The organism is Streptomyces sp. NPDC056987, from assembly GCF_042673865.1.
In the GTDB taxonomy this organism is placed as follows: Bacteria; Actinomycetota; Actinomycetes; order Streptomycetales; family Streptomycetaceae; genus Streptomyces.
This window is the reverse complement of sequence record NZ_JBHURV010000015.1, coordinates 101,423-119,957: the sequence shown is the minus strand read 5'-3', so window position 1 is coordinate 119,957 and position 18,535 is coordinate 101,423. Positions and strand designations below refer to the sequence as shown.

Genomic DNA, 18,535 nt, shown 5'->3' with positions numbered 1-18,535 from the left:
TGCTTCTCCCTCCACCGACACGCGAGGTGGGTCACGCCCCGAGGCCGGTGGCGGCCGGGTGGCCAGGTGGCCAGTTGGAGGGAGCATTTCGGGTTCTGTGCGTCTCGTGCACCGGCCGGTAGCGGGCAGATGGCAATGAGTGCGCGGACCGTTATCGCAGCATCAAGGGGGGCATCCATGGGTGTGTTGGGGAAAGACCTGAATTTCGGACACCGGCGGCCGCGGCTCGCTGCCGATCGTCTTGTGGACGAGTGGGAAGGAATGACCCGGGAACTGGCCGATGTGCTGCTCGCCTCGTTGGTCAGACGGGATCAGCGGGAGAAAGGTCTGCAGTACTTACGTGGTCTGCTGAGCACGAGTGGCCGTAAGTCGATCCGTAACGTTGCCGCCCATGTCGGCGGTCCTGGCGCGGAGCAGAGTCTCCATCACTTCATCAGCAGCTCCACCTGGGACTGGGTGCCGGTGCGGGAGGCGCTCGCCGCCCATCTGGAGGAGGTCAGCGCACCCCAGGCATGGGTGGTGCGGTCCATGCCGATCCTCAAGGCCGGGTATCAGTCCGTCGGTGTTGATGAGGTGTTCGATCCCTGTATGGGGCAGGCGTTCCGGGGCCAGCACGCCTTCGGTGTGTGGTACGCCTCCGAATCCTTCAGCGTGCCTGTGCACTGGCGGCTGCACCTTCCGCAGACCTGGGTGCTTGATGACAACCGGCGGCGGCGGGCCGAGATTCCCGAGGCCGTCGACGAGGAGACGGAGGAGGAGTGCGCCTCTTCCGCCGTCCTGACGACGATGACCTCGTGGCGGGTGCCGGTGCGGCCAGTGGTGCTCAACACCTACGTCGCACATATCGCGGCCACTGTCGGCCGGTTCACTCGCGCGGGCGTGCCGGTGCTGGTGAGGGCGGACGGCGCCTCCCTGCTCACGATGCGCGATCCCGCCCTGCCCGGATACGGCGGGGGGCCGCTCGGAGCCCAGCAGATCCTTGCGGGTGTGAGGGGACTGGGCCGCCCTGTCGAGTGGGCCGACCCGGCCGGAATGCCCTGTGTCCGACGCACTTCGACGGCCGTCACGGTACGCGTGGGCGCGGCGAAGTCCGCGCGCCTGAGCCGTGTCGGCGCCGGAGGCGAGGATCTGGTGCTGCTGGGTGAGTGGGAGGACAGCGGGCACGCGCCGACAGCCATGTGGGTCACCAACATGGCCTCCGTACCGGCCGGAGTGCTGCTGCGGATGACCAAGCTGGCGGGGCGGGCCCGCCGGGACCTGGCGGAGATCGGCGAGCAGGTCGGCATCAAGGACTTCGAGGGGCGGTCGTTCCGCGGTTGGCACCGGCACATCACACTGGCTTCTGCGGCCCATGCGGTCGTGGTGCTCGCGGGTAACAGCCCAGCCAGAAGCCTGACCGACTGCGCGTAACGCTCCATACGACGGCCCGGTCTCCGTTCACTCGGATGTTCCGCCCACAGCGGTTCGCTCATCTGCAGGCCGGTCCGTCTTCCGGCCGCATCGAGGGAGCCATAGCCCCCTGAGTACTCCTCGCCTTCGAACTGAGGGCCGTCGTGGCCTGCCGGACACGGCTGTCGAGCACGAGGGGAACGCTGTGCCGGTCATCGGGTCGTGCGGCAGGGCCGCGGCAATCCCGCCCGCCCGGTGAAACAAGGTGCCCGGAGGATCCGCCGGTTTCCGACAGACGCCGCCCCCCGCACCGGGCCGGCCGGTGACCATCTGTCCCTGGCGTACGTTCCGCTCCGAACTGGTGCTGCGCTTGGCGGGGGATGGTGACCGAAGGCTCGCCCGGATCCGGCACAGTTCTTCCTCTCTCACCGGGCCTGCCCTCGTCGGCCCGTCCTCCGCAACGACCTGCCGCACACTTTTTCAGATCCGCGGCAGCGGCCTCGGGTACTGCCGGCGACTTGACGGAGATGCCCCGCGGCCCGTGTGTGCGTGGACGGAAGCGGTGATGCTGGGCGGGCGCTCAACCGCCTCGTGCACCGGGAAGGACCACGGCCGTCAGCGGTTGACTCGTCGTTCGGCTGTTGTCCGACCGCTACGGACACGCTGTTTGCGCAGCGAGCCGACGCCTGCCGCACGACGTACCACAGGTCCTACGGCTACCAGCGAATCTTCTGAATCCGGTCCTGTGCGAAGATCTGCTCCGGGCCCGGCCGGCAGAGTGTTGCAGCGCGGATTCCGCAGGTCGGAGGGGGACTTGACGTACTCCGGCAAACTTGACACAGTATCGCATTCTTCGTTGGCGTGTCTCAGCGCGTACCGCATGATCTGTGCAGTGCTTCACGCGGAGCTTCACAAGCCAAGGGGGAAAGCGTTTTCATGGATCTTGCCGTCGGCCTGACCAGCCGATTACCCACCGCTGCCGCGGGCCCTTCCCGGCCGGTGCCCATCGCGACGCTTGAGCTCAAGCCGTCCGGCGTACCTCACACCCAGCGGCAGAACAAGCCCCACGTCCGTGGACCCTTCGAGTCCGGACATGACATCGAGCCGGTCCTGGTGCGCCGGCTGGCGAAGAGGGGTGTCGACGGCACGCACCGGCTCGCCGCCGTCCGCATTCTCGTATCTCACTCGCACCGGTCGGACCGAGCCGCCGTGGAGCGCACCGGACTGAGCGACCGGGGGGTCGGCAGGGACGGCAGCGTACGGCCACTCGGCACCACTGAGGGCTGTCGCCGCGTCGCCGCGCGGGCGGCCGTCGACCCAAGCCCCTTCCCTCGGGAACCGGTCCGTGGGCCCGGGCTGTCCGCGGAAACCGTCCGAGACGTACGGGACCGGCTGAGCCGCGATCTGGGCCCTGTGCCGCAACGACAGCGCCAGGTTGTCGAGCACGCCGGCATCTTTCCGTGGATACCCCGACTGCAGCCTCCGCGCGGTCGGCCGCATGACGAACCACTGCGCGCCGAGGAGCGGAAGGCCTTGGCCGACGCGCACGCACGCACGGCGCGAGGCGCGGCGTGAGCAGGCTGCGTCGGCCGACCACGGCGGAGCCCCACGGTCCCGCACTCGTCGCCACGCCGGTGGGCCTTGCCGGCGGCGTGCCGATCACCATGGAGATGGTGGCGGACCACCTGGCCGGGCGGCGCCTGCCCGAGGCCGACCGACGTCGAGAGGCCGGACACCGATCCGGTGCGGTGCCTGGACCCGGACGCATCGAAGACGGTGGTCACGGAGATCGACGGGCCCACACGGACGGTGGCACTCTCGGTGGGGTGGCCGAAATGCTGGCGTACAGCGTGCCGGTGAGCCTCGGTTCGCACGTGGGCCGGGCTGCTGGACGCGCGGCCGGAGGCTGCGCTGATGAGGATCCGAGCGGTCCAGGGTGTCGAGGCCGGTGACGATGTCGAGCGCGCCCGGGTGTCGGGTCGAAGAGGGCGACGAGACCGTGTCGACGGATGAGGGCATCCGGCGGTGATCGGCCGCTCGGGCGGTACCGAGGGCGCGCTGCCGACCGGCGGGTGAGCTGCCGCGGGTGCGGGCGGCGAATGAAGCCGATCGCGACAGCGCCCTGGGCGTTGCGGACGGTGGACGTGGCGACGGGTGAGGCCACTGCGGAGCATCACCGGCGCTCGGACGGGTGTGCCGTTCCGGCGGCCGGGATCGTCGCGAGGTGATGGTCGTTTGGTGCCGGCGGACGTGGTGGTGGAGAAGTCCGGTGTCGACAGGATGCCGGAGACGCGTCGGAACGCGCAGGCGTACTTCGACCAACTGGCCATCCGCTGAGCGGGCCGCTGGTCGTCCTGGTCGAACCCGACGGGGCTCGGCAAGCTCACCCCGGCCGTAAGGGAGAGGTCCTCCCTGGCACCGTTCTCGGCCTCGGCACCGGAGCATCTCGGCCGGCCTGCCGGGCTCTCGTTGTTCGCCGGTGATGTCGACCAGCAGCTGAGTCGACGACGCCGGATTCCGTCCGTGTGACGCACGCCAAGACCATCATTCCTGCCGGGAAGAGCCAGACCATTTCCGGGAGGGTTTTTCGTCGTAGGCGAGAGCGCTTGCCTCGCTCGGCTCTGCAAAGTCCGCATCACAGGACTTCCCCGGCCGGCGGACCAGATTTCAGTATCCATTCACATCGAAGGGAAACAGGTATGTCCGATTTCGTGCTTTCTTCGGAATCCGGCGACGCGGCGGAAGTGCGCCGTCGCAATCGGGCGATCGTCGAGAAGTACATGGGAACCAAAGGCGAGGACCGGCTGCGGCGGCATCTTCTTTTTGCCGAGGAGGGCAGTGGCGGTCTCTGGACGAACGACACCGGGCAGCCGATCATGACGCACGGCCGGGACCGGCTCGGTGAGCACGCGGTGTGGTCGCTGAAGTGCTTCCCGGACTGGGAGTGGAAGAACGTCAGGATCTTTGAGACACAGGACCAGAACTTCTTCTGGGTGGAATGCGACGGTGAGGGAAAAATCGTTTTTCCCGGCTACCCGGAGGGTTACTACAAGAACCACTTCCTGCATTCCTTTGAGTTCGAGAACGGCTTGATCAAGCGGCAGCGTGAGTTCATGAACCCCAATGAGCAGTTGCGCGCCCTCGGAATCCCCGTGCCCTCCGTACGGCGTGAGGGAATACCCACCTGACCGGGTTCTCATGATGGGAGAGCGAACGATGGAGCAAACGATGGAGGAAGTCCTGCGCGGAATAGAAACCCGCGCGGCTCTGCAACAGCCCGAATGGACCGACGCGTCCCAGGTGCGGCGCGTGCGCGAGACCCTGGAGGCGCGGCCCCCGCTCGTCAGAGCTGAGCACATCCGCACCCTGTACTCCCTCCTGGCCCGGGTCGCCGCTGGTGAGGCTCTGGTCGTACAGGCAGGCGACTGCGCGGAGGACGTGAACGAGCACACCACCGGTTACGTGGCCCGTAAAGCCGCGGTGCTGGACCTCCTGGCCGGGTCTCTGCGCCTGGCCACGCACAAGCCCGTGGTGCGGATCGGACGTGTCGCCGGACAGTTCGCCAAGCCGCGCTCCCGGCCGACCGAGTTGTGCGGCGGTGTAGAGGTCCCGTCCTATCGCGGGGACATGGTCAATGGCCTGGAGCCCCATCCGGAGACCCGACGGCCGGATCCGCTGCGGATCCTGGCGGGATACATGGCGGCGAACGACATCGTCGAGCACCTTGGCTGGAAGCGGCCGGTCGCGGGCACAGGCATCGACGCGCCGGTGTGGACCAGTCATGAGGCGCTGCTCCTCGACTACGAGATGCCGATGCTGCGACGTGACGAGACCGGCCGGTGCTACCTCAGCTCCACCCACCTGCCGTGGATCGGTGAGCGCACCCGCCAGGTCGAAGGCGCCCATGTCGCCCTGCTCTCACAGGTGTTCAACCCGGTTGCCTGCAAGGTCGGCCCAGGCATGGCCACCGACGAATTGCTGGCCCTGTGCGAACGGCTCGATCCGGCCCGCGACCCGGGACGGCTCACCCTTGTCGCCCGGATGGGCGCGGACGCCGTGGCCGACCGGCTACCACCGCTCGTCGAGGCCGTGCGGGCTGCGGGCCATCCGGTCAACTGGCTCACCGATCCCATGCACGGCAACACCGTCCAGGCCCCGTGCGGCACCAAGACCCGGATGGTCGACACGATCGTGCGCGAGGTGCGCGACTTCCAACTCGCCGTCACCGCCTCGGGTGGCGTCGCCGCGGGAGTGCACCTGGAGACGACACCGGACGACGTCACCGAGTGTGCCTCCGACGCCGCCGGCCTGCTGCGTGTCGGCGACAAATACACGAGCCGATGCGACCCGCGTCTCAACCCGGGGCAGGCACTGCGCGTCGTGTCGGCCTGGACCGGCTGATCACCGGCAGCCGCCTTCCTTCCCCCACCGGACAGCCAGCGACCCCAGGAACTGGAGACCAGGGCCATGACCGGCATACCGCCCATCGACCCCTACTCGCTTCCGGCAGCGGGAGACCTGCCCCGCAACACCGCGACGTGGTCCATTCGCGCCGACCGCGCGGTCCTGCTCGTGCACGACATGCAGCGCTACTTCCTCAAGCCCTTCCCGGACGCCGTACGCACCGAACTCGTGCGCAACACCGCGCAGGTGCGCCGGTGGTGCGCCGCGCACGGTGTGCCGGTCGCTTACACGGCCCAGCCAGGCGGCATGGGGGAACAGGACCGCGGCCTCCTCGAAGATTTCTGGGGGCCGGGGATGCGGACCGACCCCGTCGACCGCGAGATCGTCGGCGAACTCACGCCCGCCGCCGAGGACTGGCGGCTGACCAAGTGGCGCTACAGCGCCTTCTTCCGCACCGACCTGCTGCAGCGCATGCGGTCCGCGGGCCGCGACCAGCTGATCGTGTGCGGGGTGTATGCCCATGTGGGCGTTCTGATGTCCGCCGTCGACGCCTACACGAACGACATCCAGCCCTTCCTCGTCGCCGACGCCGTCGCCGACTTCTCCGAGGAATACCACCTGTTGGCCCTCCGGTACGCGGCCGAACGCTGTGCCGTGGTCGTGACCACCAAGGAGGTCCTCGGATGACCGATCTCACCGATCCCGTGCCGTACGGCGTACTGGACCGGGTCCTGGGCGCGCGGCCGGGTCCGTACGCCCTGCTGCACCGTCCGGAGACCACCGGTCCTGACCTCCTGGAGGTGCTCGTCGGTGATGTGGCTCAGGTCGCGTCGCTCGCCGAGCTCCACCTGCCCGACGCCGTGGCGCATCCCGCCGGGGCACGACACGATGTACTGGCGGTCGTGCCCTACCGGCAGGTGGCCGAGCGGGGTTTCACCGCAGTGGACGACGGTGCGCCGCTGATCACGATGACCGTCACCGCTCAGGAGACCGTTCGGCTCGCCGACGCGCTGGCCCGCATTCCGGACGTGCCGACCCCTCTCACCGGCGGCCACTTCGACGTGGACGACGACACATACGCCGACACCGTGCGCCGGATCGTCAAGGAGTCCATCGGCGCGGGCGAGGGCGCCAACTTCGTTGTCAAACGCTCCTTCGTCGCCGATCTGGGGGACTACGGACCGCACAGCGCCCTCGCGTTCTTCCGCCGGCTTCTCCAGCAGGAGTCCGGGGCGTACTGGACGTTCCTCGTCCACACCGGGACTCGCACGTTTGTCGGAGCCTCGCCCGAGCGCCACATCAGCCTGCGCGACGGCGTCGCGGTCATGAACCCCGTCAGCGGCACCTACCGCTATCCGCCGACAGGCCCCAGCCTGCCCGAGGTCATGGACTTCCTCGCCGACCGCAAGGAGACCGACGAGCTGTACATGGTCGTTGACGAGGAGCTGAAGATGATGGCGCGGGTGTGCCCGGACGGTGGCCGTGTCACCGGCCCGTACCTCAAGGAGATGGCACGCGTCGCGCACACCGAGTACCTCATCGAGGGCCGTACCGACCGCGATGTGCGGGACATCCTGAGGGAGACCTTGTTCGCGCCGACCGTCACCGGCAGTCCGCTGGAGAGTGCCTGCAGGGTCATCGCACGCCACGAGCCGCAGGGCCGCGGCTACTACAGCGGCATCGCCGCTCTCATCGGCCGTGACGCCGACGGCAGTCGCTCCCTGGACTCCGCCATCCTCATCCGCACCGCCGACATCGATGGCCGGGGACGTGTGCGGATCGGGGTGGGCGCCACCCTCGTACGCCATTCGGATCCGATCACGGAGGCGGCCGAGACCCGGGCCAAGGCCGCCGGTCTGATCGCGGCCCTTGAGGAGGGTGCCGGCCCCCGCTTCGCCTCCCACCCCGAAGTCCGTGCCGCCTTGGCGAGCCGCAACGACGGTATCGCGGACTTCTGGCTGCGCGAGGCCGTCGAGCGCAGACGGCCACAGCCCGACCTGGCAGGGAGAGAGGTCCTGGTGGTCGACGCCGAGGACACCTTCACCTCGATGATCGCGCACCAACTGCGCTCCAGCGGGCTCAAGGTGTCCGTGCGCCGCTTCGACGAGGAGTACTCCTTCGACGGGTACGACCTGGTGGTCATGGGGCCCGGGCCCGGCGACCCGAGCGAGACCGGCGACCCCAAGATCGCTCACATGCGGCGCGCGGTGGGCACGCTGCTGGCAAGCGGGCGGCCCTTCCTCGCCGTGTGTCTCAGCCACCAAGTGCTCAGCCTCCTGCTCGGTTTCGAGCTGCGCCGCAGGGAGGCGCCCAACCAGGGCGTGCAGAAGGAGATCGACCTTTTCGGAGACGTGGAGCGGGTCGGCTTCTACAACACGTTCGCGGCCCTCGCCCACGACGACAAGGCCGAGATCGACGGCGTCGGCGTGGTCGAGATCAGCCGGGACTCGCGCACCGGAGAAGTACACGCGCTGCGCGGCCCGCACTTCGTGTCCATGCAGTTCCACGCCGAGTCGGTGCTCACCCAGGACGGCCCACGGATCGTCGCCACGGCGTTGCGGGACCTGCTGCGCCCATGACCGCGGGTGTGCCGCGCACGTGCCTTGGCGGCCTCCGATGCTCCGCACGCATCCCACCACCAGTTGGAGAGACATATGCACAGATACGTGGTCGTGGACGCCTTCGCCACCGAGCCCCTGCGGGGCAACCCCGTGGCGGTCTTCTTCGACGCCGACGACATCACCGCCGAGCACATGCAGGCGATCGCCCGGGAGATGAACCTCTCCGAGACCACCTTCGTCCTCACCTCGGAGGGCGACACGGACGCACGTATCCGCATCTTCACCCCGGTCAACGAATTGCCTTTCGCCGGACACCCCTTGCTCGGTACCGCCATCGCCCTGGGCAACGACACAGGGCGCTCCGAACTCCGGCTGGAGACCCGGATGGGAGCCATCCCGTTCGACGTGGACCACGCGGACGGCAGAGCGGTCGCCGCGCGGATGCGCCAGCCAGTGCCCACCTGGGAGCCGTTCGCGCACGCCGACGAACTCCTCGACGCACTGGGGATGAAGGAGTCCACCCTGCCTGTGGAGATCTACCGCAACGGACCCCGGCATGTCTTCGTCGGCCTGGAGAGCGTCGAGGCACTGTCCGCGCTCGACCCCGACCACCGTGCGCTGGCCAGGTTCCCCGACATGGCGACCAACTGCTTCGCGGGATCGGGCGTGCACTGGCGCAGCCGCATGTTCTCACCCGCGTACGGCGTCGTCGAGGACGCGGCGACCGGCTCCGCGGCCGGACCGCTCGCCGTTCACCTGGCCCGACACGGTCTGGTCGGGTACGGGAGGCGCATCGAGATCCTCCAGGGAGTGGAGATCGCCCGCCCCTCCCTGATGCTCGCTCGTGCCGAGGGCACCGGCGAGCGGGTCACCGAGGTCGAGGTCGGCGGCAGCGGCGCTGTCTTCGCCCACGGCACGGCCCAGGTCTGAAAAGGCTGCCCGCGACCCGGGCCCGCGCCGGCCCACCGTCACCACAACACCGAACACCGACAAACGGAGGCAACCACTCATGAACACGACCAGGTCGGAGACCCTCACGGGAACCGTCGACATCTCCTTCCCGGAGTTCCTCCAGCCGCCGGCCGGCCCGGTGGCGCTCGTCCGCGCCTGGTTCGAGGAGGCCGTGCGCCTCGGCGTACGCGAGCCCCGGGCGCTGGCGCTGGCCACCGCGGACACCCGCGGACGTCCTTCGACCCGGATGGTCGCCCTGAACCGGATCACGGACGAGGGATTCGTCTTCGCCACCCATGCCGACAGCCGCAAAGGCCGCGAGATGACGGCCAACCCCTGGGCGTCAGGAGCGCTGTACTGGCGCGAGACGACCCAGCAGATCATCGTCACGGGCGCGGTGGAACGGCTCTCCGACACCGTCGCCGACGAACTGTGGTTCTCCCGGCCGCCGTTCACGCATCCCCTGTCGGTGGCCTCCCGGCAGAGCGAGCGACTCCACGACCCCGAGGCGCTGCGCGCCGAGGTCAGGCGACGGACGGAGAACGCCGACGGCGGTCCGCTGCCTCGCCCGGAGGGCTACGCCGGCTTCCTGCTGCGCTTCGACACCGTGGAACTCTGGGCCAACGGCGAGGACCGGCTGCACGAGCGCCTGTGCTACGACCGCACCGACGACGGCTGGACGCCCTACCGCCTCCAGCCGTGAACCGACCTGACATAGTCCCCGTCCGCTCTTGGTGGGCCCCGCGCGAGGCGCGCACACTCACCCATGTGACGCCCGGAAAACCATGTCCTCGGGGAAAAGAACATGCCTCCGCGTTCGGGTCCGATAAGTGTGTTCGCGCATGCGGAGGAACGTTGCGGAAAACCAAGGAGATGTCATGGCTGATAACGCCGAACAGGTGGCGACCGCCTATTTCGGGGCGTGGCGCGCCAAAGACTTCACCGCACTTCGATCGCTGCTGGCCGATGAGGAATTCTCCTACACAGGTCCGCTCGCACGGCTCGACAACCCGGACGCCTGCCGGGACTCCCTGGCGCGGATGGCCTCCATCACCACCGATCTCGTGATCCGAAAGGTCTTCGCCTCCGGAGCCGACGTCGTGACCTGGCTCGACCTGCACACCACGATTGCCGCGCCCACCGAGGTGGCGAACTGGATACACGTCGAGAAAGGCCGGATCACCGCCATTCGCGCGGTCTACGACCCCCGAGCGTTGCTGGAGAAAGGAAACATCCCGTGACCACTGCGCGTGAACGTGCAAAGACCCCCGAGGATCTGGCCCGGATCTGGGTTGAACTGGCGAATTCCGGAGACGCCGAGGGACTCGCGGAGCTCTATGAGCCCGATGCCGTGATGGCCTTTCCCATCGGCAACACGATCGTCGGCCGTGAGGCGATACGCAAGGCATTCGGACAGATGCTCCGGGCCCAGACCCATTACGAAATGGAGGAGGCGCTGCCGACCCTGCGCCACGGCGACCTGGCGCTCACGTCGACGGTGCCGGCGGACCACAGCACCGGCCGCTACCAAGTGGCCCGGCTCCAGCCCGACGGCACCTGGCTGCGCATCCTCCACTCGTCCGGCTACTCCGCCTGACCAGCTGTGACCGCGGACCTCACGACCAGAAGGGCGCACCACGCGATGAGCGAGACCACCCTGACCGCCGAGGCATACACCTCGGGTCTGCTCAACAAGGACCTGCCCACCGAGGCAACCCGGCTGCGGCTGCTGGAGCAGACCTACGACCCGGGCACCGTCGGCATCCTGGAGCAACTGGACATCTCCCCGACCTGGCGCTGCCTGGAACTGGGCGCGGGCGCCGGTTCCATCGCCTACTGGCTCGCCGACCGGGTGCCGCAGGGCAGCGTCGTCGCCGCCGACATCGACCCTCGGTTCCTCGACGCGGACCGCGCACCACAACTGACCGTGCGGCACATGGATGTCAACGAGGAGGACTTCGCACCCGGATCCTTCGACCTCGTGCACGCACGAGCGGTGTTCATGCACCTTCCGCAGCGCGAGGAAGTCCTCCGCAGAGCCGTGCGCTGGCTCGCCCCCGGCGGCTGGCTCGTCCTGGAGGACGTCTACTTCCTTCCCGCTGAGGACTCCCCGTACCCGGAGTGGCGACGGGTGCAGAAGGCATGGCTGACCGCCCTTGCCGCGCAAGGCATCGATCTGGCGTGGGCCCGCCGCACCCCGGCCCTGCTCGCGGCGGCCGGCTGCGCCTCCGTCGGGTGGGCGGTCACTCCGGGCGGTCTGGGGGTCGACGCCGTGCAGGACGAATTGCTGCGCATCCGGCTGCTCCAGAGCGGTCCGAGTCTTGTCGACGCCGGCCTTGTCACCGAGGAGCAGATCGCCCAGGCACGCGCCCTGGTGGAAAGCGGTCCGGCTCCTGACGTATCGACCTTCATCTATTCCAGCTGGGGCCGGCGAACCGCGGCCAACTGAGCCTTGAGGCCCCAGAGACTCAAGCAATGTGGAAGGAAAGCCGTGACACAGGCACCGAGCACGACACACGGTCGTGCCCCCGCGTCAAGCGCGGTCATCGCGTGGATGTCGTTCGCGACCATGTTCGTCATCGGAACCGACACGTTTCTGGTCGCCCCGATGCTGCCCACGCTGGCCGCGGAATTCGATGTGTCCACCAGCGTCTCCGGGTGGATGGTCAGTGCCTACGCACTGGGGTTCGCGCTTTTCGCCCTGGTGGCCGGCCCGCTGTCGGACGGCCGTGACCGGCGGGGGGTGCTTCTGCTCGGCTTCGCGGGGTTCGCCGCTGCCACCGCGCTGTGCGGTGTGGCGCAAGGTCTGTGGACGATGCTCCTCTTCCGGTTCCTGGCCGGTATGTTCGCGGCGCTCGTCACCCCGCAGATCTGGGCGTCCATCCCCGTCCTTGTGGCACCCGAGTCGATCATGAAGACCATGGGCATCGCCGGCGCGGGCATGTCCATCTCGCAGGTCGTCGGTGTCCCGATCGGCGGCTGGCTGGCCGCCGTCTCGTGGCACACGCCCTTCTTCGTGGTGGCCGGTCTCTCCGTCATCGCCTGGCTGCTGCTGTGGCGGGTCTTCCCGTCCGTGCCGTCCGCCCGGACACAGGGTGCGGCCACCGGGATCCTCGGCACCTACGCCGAACTGTTCCGGTCCGCGACCTTCACCTGGTACCTGGTGGCCTACTTCATCTACCAGATGGGCGTGTTCGAGACCATTTCATTCATCGGCTCCTGGCTGGACAAGGACTTCGGCCTGGGAGTGAGTGCCGTGGGCGCCGCGATGATGGCCCTGGGCACGGGTATGGCGATCACCTCCGTCTTCGGTAGCCGTCTCATCAGCCGGATCGGTGAACACCGCACGCTGGCAGTGGTGTTCACCGGACTGATCGTCATCTACACGGCCGTGCCGTTCGCACCCAACCTGGGTCTGGCCATCGCCGGCCTCGCTGCTGGATCGGCCGTGCTCGGCCTCGGCTACCCGATCTTCATGGCCATGCTGCTGTCCCGGACGACGGCCGCACGCGGCACGGTGTCGTCGCTGTCGACCACCGCCCTGTACGCGGGAACCACCGTCGGAGGCCTGGCCGGCGGTGTGCTTCTGACAGAGTTCGACGGCTTCAAGGGCGTCGCCGGGTTCACCGTACTGGCGTTGATCATCTCCGCGGCCGTCTTCGGGGGCGCCGGGGCGTTCAAGGCACCGAAGCCGGCACAGGCGCCCCAGGGCGCCCAGACAGGGACGGAGACAACGGTGTCGTGACCCGGCCGTCGTACGACCCGCCGGGTTCATGACCTTGCGTGTTCCCTTCCACTCCGACACGAGCGGAAGGGAGCACGCATGATCGGCAAGCCCGAGCATTCCGCGCCCGTCTCCGCATGACCCCAGGGGGGAGGCCATGTCCGGCCACGACGAACTGCTCACCGACTTGGGCACCGCGCTCTTCGCCTCACTGCCGCGTAGTGACCAGCGCAGGATGGCCCTGACGTATGTGCGGGGCTTGCTGACCACCCGGGGGCGGAAGTCCTTCCGGAACATGGCGGCTTCCCTGGGAGTCCCCGGGCTCGAACAGAGCCTGCACCATTTCATCAGCAGTTCCACCTGGGACTGGACGAGCGTGTCCCGCGCGCTGGCCGACACTCTGATGGCGGTGGCACCGCCACAGGGGTGGGTGCTGCGGACTCTGGTCATGCCCAGGGAAGGGGAGGGCACCGTCGGGGTACATAAACGTTTCTTTCCCGGGCGTGGGCAAGACCTCAACGCCCAGTACGCTGTCGGCTTGTGGGCCGCCTCTCCATCGATGTGCTACCCGCTCACCTGGCGGCTGGTGCTGCCGCCCGAGTGGCTCCAGGACGACCGGCGGCGGGCCCGAGCCCAGATCCCCGGCAGCTACACGCCCGAGACCCCGGTGGAATGCGCCGTCGCGGCCTACCTCGGTCTGCCGGCCGAACTGCGGGCGCGGCTGCCGGTGGTGATGGATGTGTGCGGCAGCGACACCGCCAAGGCGGTCCACCGGCTGCGTTCGGCCCAGGTGCCGTTCCTGGTCAGGGCATACCGCAGCATGCAGCTCACCGCCGTCGATCCTGCCCTGCCCGGCCTCGGAACCGGCCCGCTGTCCACCCACCGGATCCTGGCAGAGGCCGAGGGACTCCGCGGCGGCTTCCTGTACCCCTCGCCGGAACAAACACCGCGGACGTCAAGAACGGAGCCCGGTACCGAGGAGCCGACGCGCGGTCCGGTCACAGCCGTCCGTGTTCGCCCGCCGTACGACCCCGACAGGAGCGACCGCTCGGACGGCCACGACGAGCCGTACGACCTGCTCCTGCTCCGCACGCGGACGGACACCGGACAGAACCCCGAGGAGGTATGGCTCACGAACATGCTCGACGCCACCCACGGCAACCTGCTGTCCCTGACCTCTCTCTCGCACCGGACCAACGACGCTACCGAGCGCATCACCTCACATCTCGGTATACGTGACTTCACGGGCCGTTCCTACGGCGGCTGGAACCGTCACGCCACACTCGCGGCAGTAGCACACGCGGTCGCCCTGTTCTCCGGCGAACCGGCAGACCTGTCGTCCCGCAGAACACCTGAGGCGGCGTCCGGCTGAGTTCGGCTCGGGTGACGCTCCCTCGGACCTACCTGGCTATGCCTCCCGGCGCCGGATCTTGTTGCCCAGCCACACCAGCGGGTCGTACTTCCGGTCCGCCGCGCGTTCCTTGAGCGGGATCAGCGCGTTGTCGGTGATCTTGATGTTCTCGGGGCACACCTCCGTACAGCACTTGGTGATGTTGCAGTACCCCAGCCCGTGTTCGTCCTGCGCCGTCCGCTTGCGGTCGAGGCCCGACTCCCCGGCCGCGTCCAGCGGATGCATGTCCAGTTCGGCCACCCGCATCAGGAAGCGCGGACCGGCGAACGCCGGCTTGTTCTCCTCGTGGTCGCGCACCACATGGCAGGTGTCCTGGCACAGGAAGCACTCGATGCACTTGCGGAACTCCTGCGAGCGCTCCACGTCGATCTGCTGCATCCGGTAGGCGCCGGCGGCCACCCCCGGTGGCGGCACGAACGCCGGGACCTCCCGGGCCTTCGCGTAGTTGAAGGACACGTCCGTCACCAGGTCCCGGATCACCGGGAAGGCGCGCAGCGGGGTGACCGTGAGCGTCTCCTCCCGGGAGAAGACGGACATCCGGGTCATGCACATCAGCCGGGGCCGGCCGTTGATCTCCGCGCTGCACGAACCGCACTTGCCCGCCTTGCAGTTCCAGCGCACCGCGAGGTCCTGCGCCTGGGTCGCCTGGATGCGGTGGATGATGTCGAGGACGACCTCCCCCTCGTTCACCTCGACGGCGAAGTCCGTCAGCTCCCCGCCGTCCGCGTCGCCGCGCCAGAGGCGGAACTTCGCCTCGTACGACGAGGCAGTCCCGCCCGTTCCCGTACCCGCGCCCGTCTCTGTGCTCACTCGTGCAGCTCCTCTTCGGCGAGGTACTTGACCAGCTCTTCCTTGTCGAACAGCGCCAGCAGGTCCGGCCGGATCGGCTCGGTCGTGCGCCGGTCCAGCGCGATACCCCCGTCCGCGAGGCGGCAGTACAGATTGATCCGGCGCCAGTCGAGCACCATGCCCGGCCAGTCCTCCCGGGTGTGGCCTCCCCGGCTCTCCGTGCGCTCCAGGGCCGCCCGTGCCACGCACTCGCTGACCAGCAGCATGTTCCGCAGGTCGAGCGCGAGGTGCCAGCCGGGGTTGAACTGCCGGTGCCCCTCCACCCCGGCGCGGCCGGCCCGTTCGCGCAGTTCGGCGAGTTTCTCCAGGGCCTGGGCCATCTCGGCCTCCCGCCGGATGATGCCGACCAGGTCGTTCATCGTCTGCTGGAGTTCCTGGTGCAGGGTGTACGGGTTCTCGGCCGGCCCCGCCCCGCCCTCGGCTCCTTCCGCGTGGAAGGGGCGCAGTGCCTCGGCCGCCGCCGCCTCGATCTGCGCCTCGTCGACGACCGGGCGCGTGGCGGCCCCGGTGGCGTTCTCCGCGGCGTAGAGCCCCGCCCGCCGGCCGAAGACCAGCAGGTCGGAAAGGGAGTTGCCGCCGAGCCGGTTGGAGCCGTGCATGCCGCCGGCCACCTCGCCCGCCGCGTACAGCCCCGGCACCCCGGCCGCGGCCGCGGTCTCCGAGTCCACGGCGATCCCGCCCATCACGTAGTGGCAGGTCGGCCCGACCTCCATCGGCTCGGCCGTGATGTCGACGTCCGCCAGCTCCTTGAACTGGTGGTACATCGACGGCAGCCGCCGCCGTACGACCTCGGCGGGCATCCGCGTCGAGACGTCGAGGAAGACCCCGCCGTGCGGCGATCCGCGGCCCGCCTTGACCTCGGAGTTGATGGCGCGGGCCACCTCGTCGCGGGGGAGGAGTTCGGGCGGGCGGCGGTTGTGGTCCGGGTCCTCGTACCAGCGGTCGCCCTCCTCCTCGGACTCCGCGTACTTCTCCTTGAAGACGTCCGGGATGTAGTCGAACATGAACCGCTTGCCCTCGGAGTTGCGCAGCACCCCGCCGTCGCCGCGCACCGACTCCGTGACGAGGATGCCCTTCACGGAGGGCGGCCAGACCATCCCCGTGGGGTGGAACTGGACGAACTCCATGTTCAGCAGGGGCGCCCCGGCGAGCAGCGCCAGCGCGTGGCCGTCGCCCGTGTACTCCCAGGAGTTGGAGGTCACCTTGAAGGATTTGCCGATGCCGCCCGTCGCGAGCACGACCGACGGGGCCTCCAGCACGAAGAACCGGCCGGACTCCCGCTCGTAGCAGAAGGTCCCGGCGACCCGTCCGCCGTCGTCCTTCAGGATCCGGGTGACCGTGCACTCCTGGTAGACCTTCAGGCGGGCCTCGTAGTCGCCGTACTCCTCGAAGTCCTCCTGCTGGAGCGCGACGATCTTCTGCTGGAGGGTACGGATCAGTTCGAGGCCGGTGCGGTCGCCGACATGGGCGAGCCGGGGATACTCGTGGCCGCCGAAGTTGCGCTGGGAGATCCTGCCGTCGGGCGTACGGTCGAACAGCGCGCCCCAGGTCTCCAGCTCCCAGACCCGGTCGGGCGCCTCCCGGGCGTGCAGCTCGGCCATCCGCCACTGGTTGAGGAACTTCCCGCCGCGCAGGGTGTCGCGGAAGTGCACCTGCCAGTTGTCGCCCGCGTTGACGTTGCCCATGGAGGCGGCGATCCCGCCCTCGGCCATCACCGTATGGGCCTTGCCGAAGAGGGACTTGCAGATGACGGCGGTACGGGCGCCGCGCTCGCGCGCCTCGACGGCGGCGCGCAGCCCCGCCCCGCCCGCACCCACCACGACGACGTCCCAGGGCCGGCGTTCCAGTTGCGTCATGTCTGAAGGCTCACCTCGGAGTGACGGTTCGGAGTGACTGTTCGCAGTGGCTAGAAGAAGCGCGGATCGTCGAAGACGCCGGTGGCCAGCAGATAGACGTAGAAGTCGCAGAGCGCGACGCTGATCAACGAGGCCCACGCGAGCTGCATGTGGCGGTGGTTCAGCTTTCCGGCCCAGCTCCAGAGCCGGTAGCGCACGGGATGCTTGGAGAAGTGCCGCAGCCGGCCGCCGATGATGTGCCGGCAGGAGTGGCAGGAGAGGGTGTACGCCCAGATCAGCCCGATGTTGACGAGGAAGAGCAGCGTGCCGAGGCCCATGTGGCCCCAGGCGTAGTGCTCGTCGCGGAACGTGAGGACCGTGTCGTACGAGAGGATCCCGGCGACCGGCACCGCCGCGTAGAAGAAGTACCGGTGCATGTTCTGGAGGATCAGCGGGAAGCGGGTCTCCCCGGTGTACTTCGCGTGCGGTTCGGCGACGGCGCAGGCGGGCGGCGAGGCCCAGAAGCCCCGGTAGTAGGCCTTGCGGTAGTAGTAGCAGGTCAGCCGGAAGCCGAGCGGGAAGATCAGGATCAGCAGCGCGGGCGAGAGCCCCCACCAGCTGCCGAACAGCTCCCAGTTGGGGCCGCCCCGCATCGGGACGCAGCTCTCCGCGAGACATGGGGAGTAGAACGGCGAGACGTAGGGCGCCGCGTAATAGTCGCTGTTCGCGAAGGCGCGCCAGGTCGAGTAGACGATGAAGGCGAAGAGCCCGGCGGCGGTCAGCGCGGGCGAGAGCCACCAGCGGTCGGTCCGCAGGTGGCGGGCCGTGATGGCGGCGCGCGAGGCGCCGCGCACACCGCGCGGCGCGTCCGTGCCGGAGGCCGGGGGCTGAGTACCGGTGGCCAACGAGGTCTCCTCGCGTTACTGGGGCCGGTGGGAGGGCGGGTGACGGGGCGGAGGCTGGGGGAGATGGTGAGGTGCCTTGCCTTGCGGTGCCTCGCGGTGCGGTTGAGGCGGGCGCGTGGTGCTCAGGGGGCGCGTCGGTCGCGTACGCCCAGGCCCTCGTCGTCCGAGTCCGTCCACAGCGCGGCGTTGTACGGGGTGTCAGGGATGGTCACCAGATCGCTGACGCGGTCGGCCGGCTCCGGAGGCGGCCCGTGCTCGCGGGCGTGGGCCAGTTCGCGTTCCAGCCGCTCGACCGTGGAGACCAGATCGTCGAGGCGGCGTCTGACCGCCGCCATCTCGTCCTGCAGGGACATGAGTTGCCCTCACTTCCACGATCGCCGGTGGCATGCGGGGGTCCTTGGGGGTTGTGTGACCCCTCGGACGCTCTCTGTGTGCGGCTGCGAGTGTCGCGCGTCACACACCCGCTTGTGAAGGCGTCGGCGGGCCTTTTCGGGATCGGGGCCCGC

The 18,535-nt window shown here is 68.9% G+C and carries 17 protein-coding genes and 1 pseudogene; 13 read left to right on the top strand and 5 right to left on the bottom strand.

What is annotated here, in order from left to right:
- Positions 1-261: 261 nt before the first annotated feature.
- Positions 262-1,410 carry an IS701 family transposase gene (locus ACFTZC_RS19460; protein WP_382891264.1) on the top strand — a complete coding sequence of 383 codons (1,149 nt, stop codon included), beginning with the start codon at positions 262-264 and terminating at the stop codon, positions 1,408-1,410.
- Between the two features lie 945 nt (positions 1,411-2,355).
- Here ACFTZC_RS19460 and ACFTZC_RS19455 read toward each other — a convergent pair.
- Complete coding sequence (locus ACFTZC_RS19455; protein ID WP_382891262.1) at positions 2,356-2,835, bottom strand: hypothetical protein; 480 nt, start codon at positions 2,833-2,835, stop codon at positions 2,356-2,358.
- A gap of 243 nt (positions 2,836-3,078) precedes the next feature.
- Here ACFTZC_RS19455 and ACFTZC_RS19450 point away from each other — a divergent pair.
- From ACFTZC_RS19450 to ACFTZC_RS19395, 12 genes and pseudogenes are all read left to right on the top strand, one after another.
- Positions 3,079-3,726 (top strand): annotated as a pseudogene (locus ACFTZC_RS19450) (chorismate synthase); the annotation flags it as partial.
- Between the two features lie 362 nt (positions 3,727-4,088).
- Positions 4,089-4,577, top strand: a complete 489-nt coding sequence (locus ACFTZC_RS19445) for a PhzA/PhzB family protein (protein ID WP_382891260.1) — start codon at positions 4,089-4,091, stop codon at positions 4,575-4,577.
- A gap of 40 nt (positions 4,578-4,617) precedes the next feature.
- Positions 4,618-5,790: a 3-deoxy-7-phosphoheptulonate synthase gene (locus ACFTZC_RS19440; protein WP_382891386.1), complete on the top strand. Its 1,173-nt coding sequence runs from the start codon at positions 4,618-4,620 to the stop codon at positions 5,788-5,790.
- 66 nt (positions 5,791-5,856) lie between these two features.
- A complete protein-coding gene (locus ACFTZC_RS19435; RefSeq protein ID WP_382891258.1) occupies positions 5,857-6,480 on the top strand; it encodes an isochorismatase family protein in 624 nt (207 codons plus the stop codon).
- Positions 6,477-8,372, top strand: coding sequence for an anthranilate synthase family protein (locus tag ACFTZC_RS19430; protein WP_382891256.1), 1,896 nt, complete (start codon positions 6,477-6,479; stop codon positions 8,370-8,372). Before ACFTZC_RS19435 ends, ACFTZC_RS19430 begins: the two co-directional genes overlap by 4 nt.
- Positions 8,373-8,447: 75 nt before the next feature.
- Entirely contained in the window at positions 8,448-9,284 is an 837-nt protein-coding gene (locus tag ACFTZC_RS19425) for a PhzF family phenazine biosynthesis protein (RefSeq protein WP_382891254.1), read from the top strand.
- Positions 9,285-9,363: 79 nt separating this feature from the next.
- Positions 9,364-10,008 carry a phenazine biosynthesis FMN-dependent oxidase PhzG gene (gene phzG, locus ACFTZC_RS19420; RefSeq protein WP_382891252.1) on the top strand — a complete coding sequence of 215 codons (645 nt, stop codon included), beginning with the start codon at positions 9,364-9,366 and terminating at the stop codon, positions 10,006-10,008.
- 175 nt (positions 10,009-10,183) lie between these two features.
- Entirely contained in the window at positions 10,184-10,546 is a 363-nt protein-coding gene (locus ACFTZC_RS19415) for a nuclear transport factor 2 family protein (protein WP_382891250.1), read from the top strand.
- Complete coding sequence (locus ACFTZC_RS19410; RefSeq protein ID WP_382891248.1) at positions 10,543-10,902, top strand: YybH family protein; 360 nt, start codon at positions 10,543-10,545, stop codon at positions 10,900-10,902. Before ACFTZC_RS19415 ends, ACFTZC_RS19410 begins: the two co-directional genes overlap by 4 nt.
- A 45-nt stretch (positions 10,903-10,947) precedes the next feature.
- Positions 10,948-11,754, top strand: coding sequence for a class I SAM-dependent methyltransferase (locus ACFTZC_RS19405; protein WP_382891245.1), 807 nt, complete (start codon positions 10,948-10,950; stop codon positions 11,752-11,754).
- A gap of 105 nt (positions 11,755-11,859) precedes the next feature.
- On the top strand, positions 11,860-13,050 hold the full coding sequence (locus tag ACFTZC_RS19400) for an MFS transporter (RefSeq protein WP_382891243.1): 1,191 nt from the start codon (positions 11,860-11,862) through the stop codon (positions 13,048-13,050).
- A gap of 136 nt (positions 13,051-13,186) precedes the next feature.
- Complete coding sequence (locus ACFTZC_RS19395; protein WP_382891241.1) at positions 13,187-14,401, top strand: IS701 family transposase; 1,215 nt, start codon at positions 13,187-13,189, stop codon at positions 14,399-14,401.
- Between the two features lie 36 nt (positions 14,402-14,437).
- Here the strand turns inward: ACFTZC_RS19395 and ACFTZC_RS19390 are convergent, their stop codons facing one another.
- The 4 genes from ACFTZC_RS19390 to ACFTZC_RS19375 form a co-directional block, all read right to left on the bottom strand.
- Positions 14,438-15,250: a succinate dehydrogenase/fumarate reductase iron-sulfur subunit gene (locus ACFTZC_RS19390; protein WP_382891239.1), complete on the bottom strand. Its 813-nt coding sequence runs from the start codon at positions 15,248-15,250 to the stop codon at positions 14,438-14,440.
- On the bottom strand, positions 15,247-17,145 hold the full coding sequence (locus ACFTZC_RS19385; RefSeq protein ID WP_382891237.1) for a fumarate reductase/succinate dehydrogenase flavoprotein subunit: 1,899 nt from the start codon (positions 17,143-17,145) through the stop codon (positions 15,247-15,249). The genes ACFTZC_RS19390 and ACFTZC_RS19385 overlap by 4 nt, the downstream gene beginning before the upstream one ends.
- A 50-nt stretch (positions 17,146-17,195) precedes the next feature.
- Positions 17,196-18,029 (bottom strand): hypothetical protein, encoded by an 834-nt coding sequence (locus ACFTZC_RS19380; protein WP_382891236.1) that lies wholly within the window; start codon positions 18,027-18,029, stop codon positions 17,196-17,198.
- A 122-nt stretch (positions 18,030-18,151) separates the two neighbouring features.
- Entirely contained in the window at positions 18,152-18,382 is a 231-nt protein-coding gene (locus ACFTZC_RS19375; RefSeq protein ID WP_382891235.1) for a hypothetical protein, read from the bottom strand.
- Positions 18,383-18,535 lie beyond the last annotated feature (153 nt).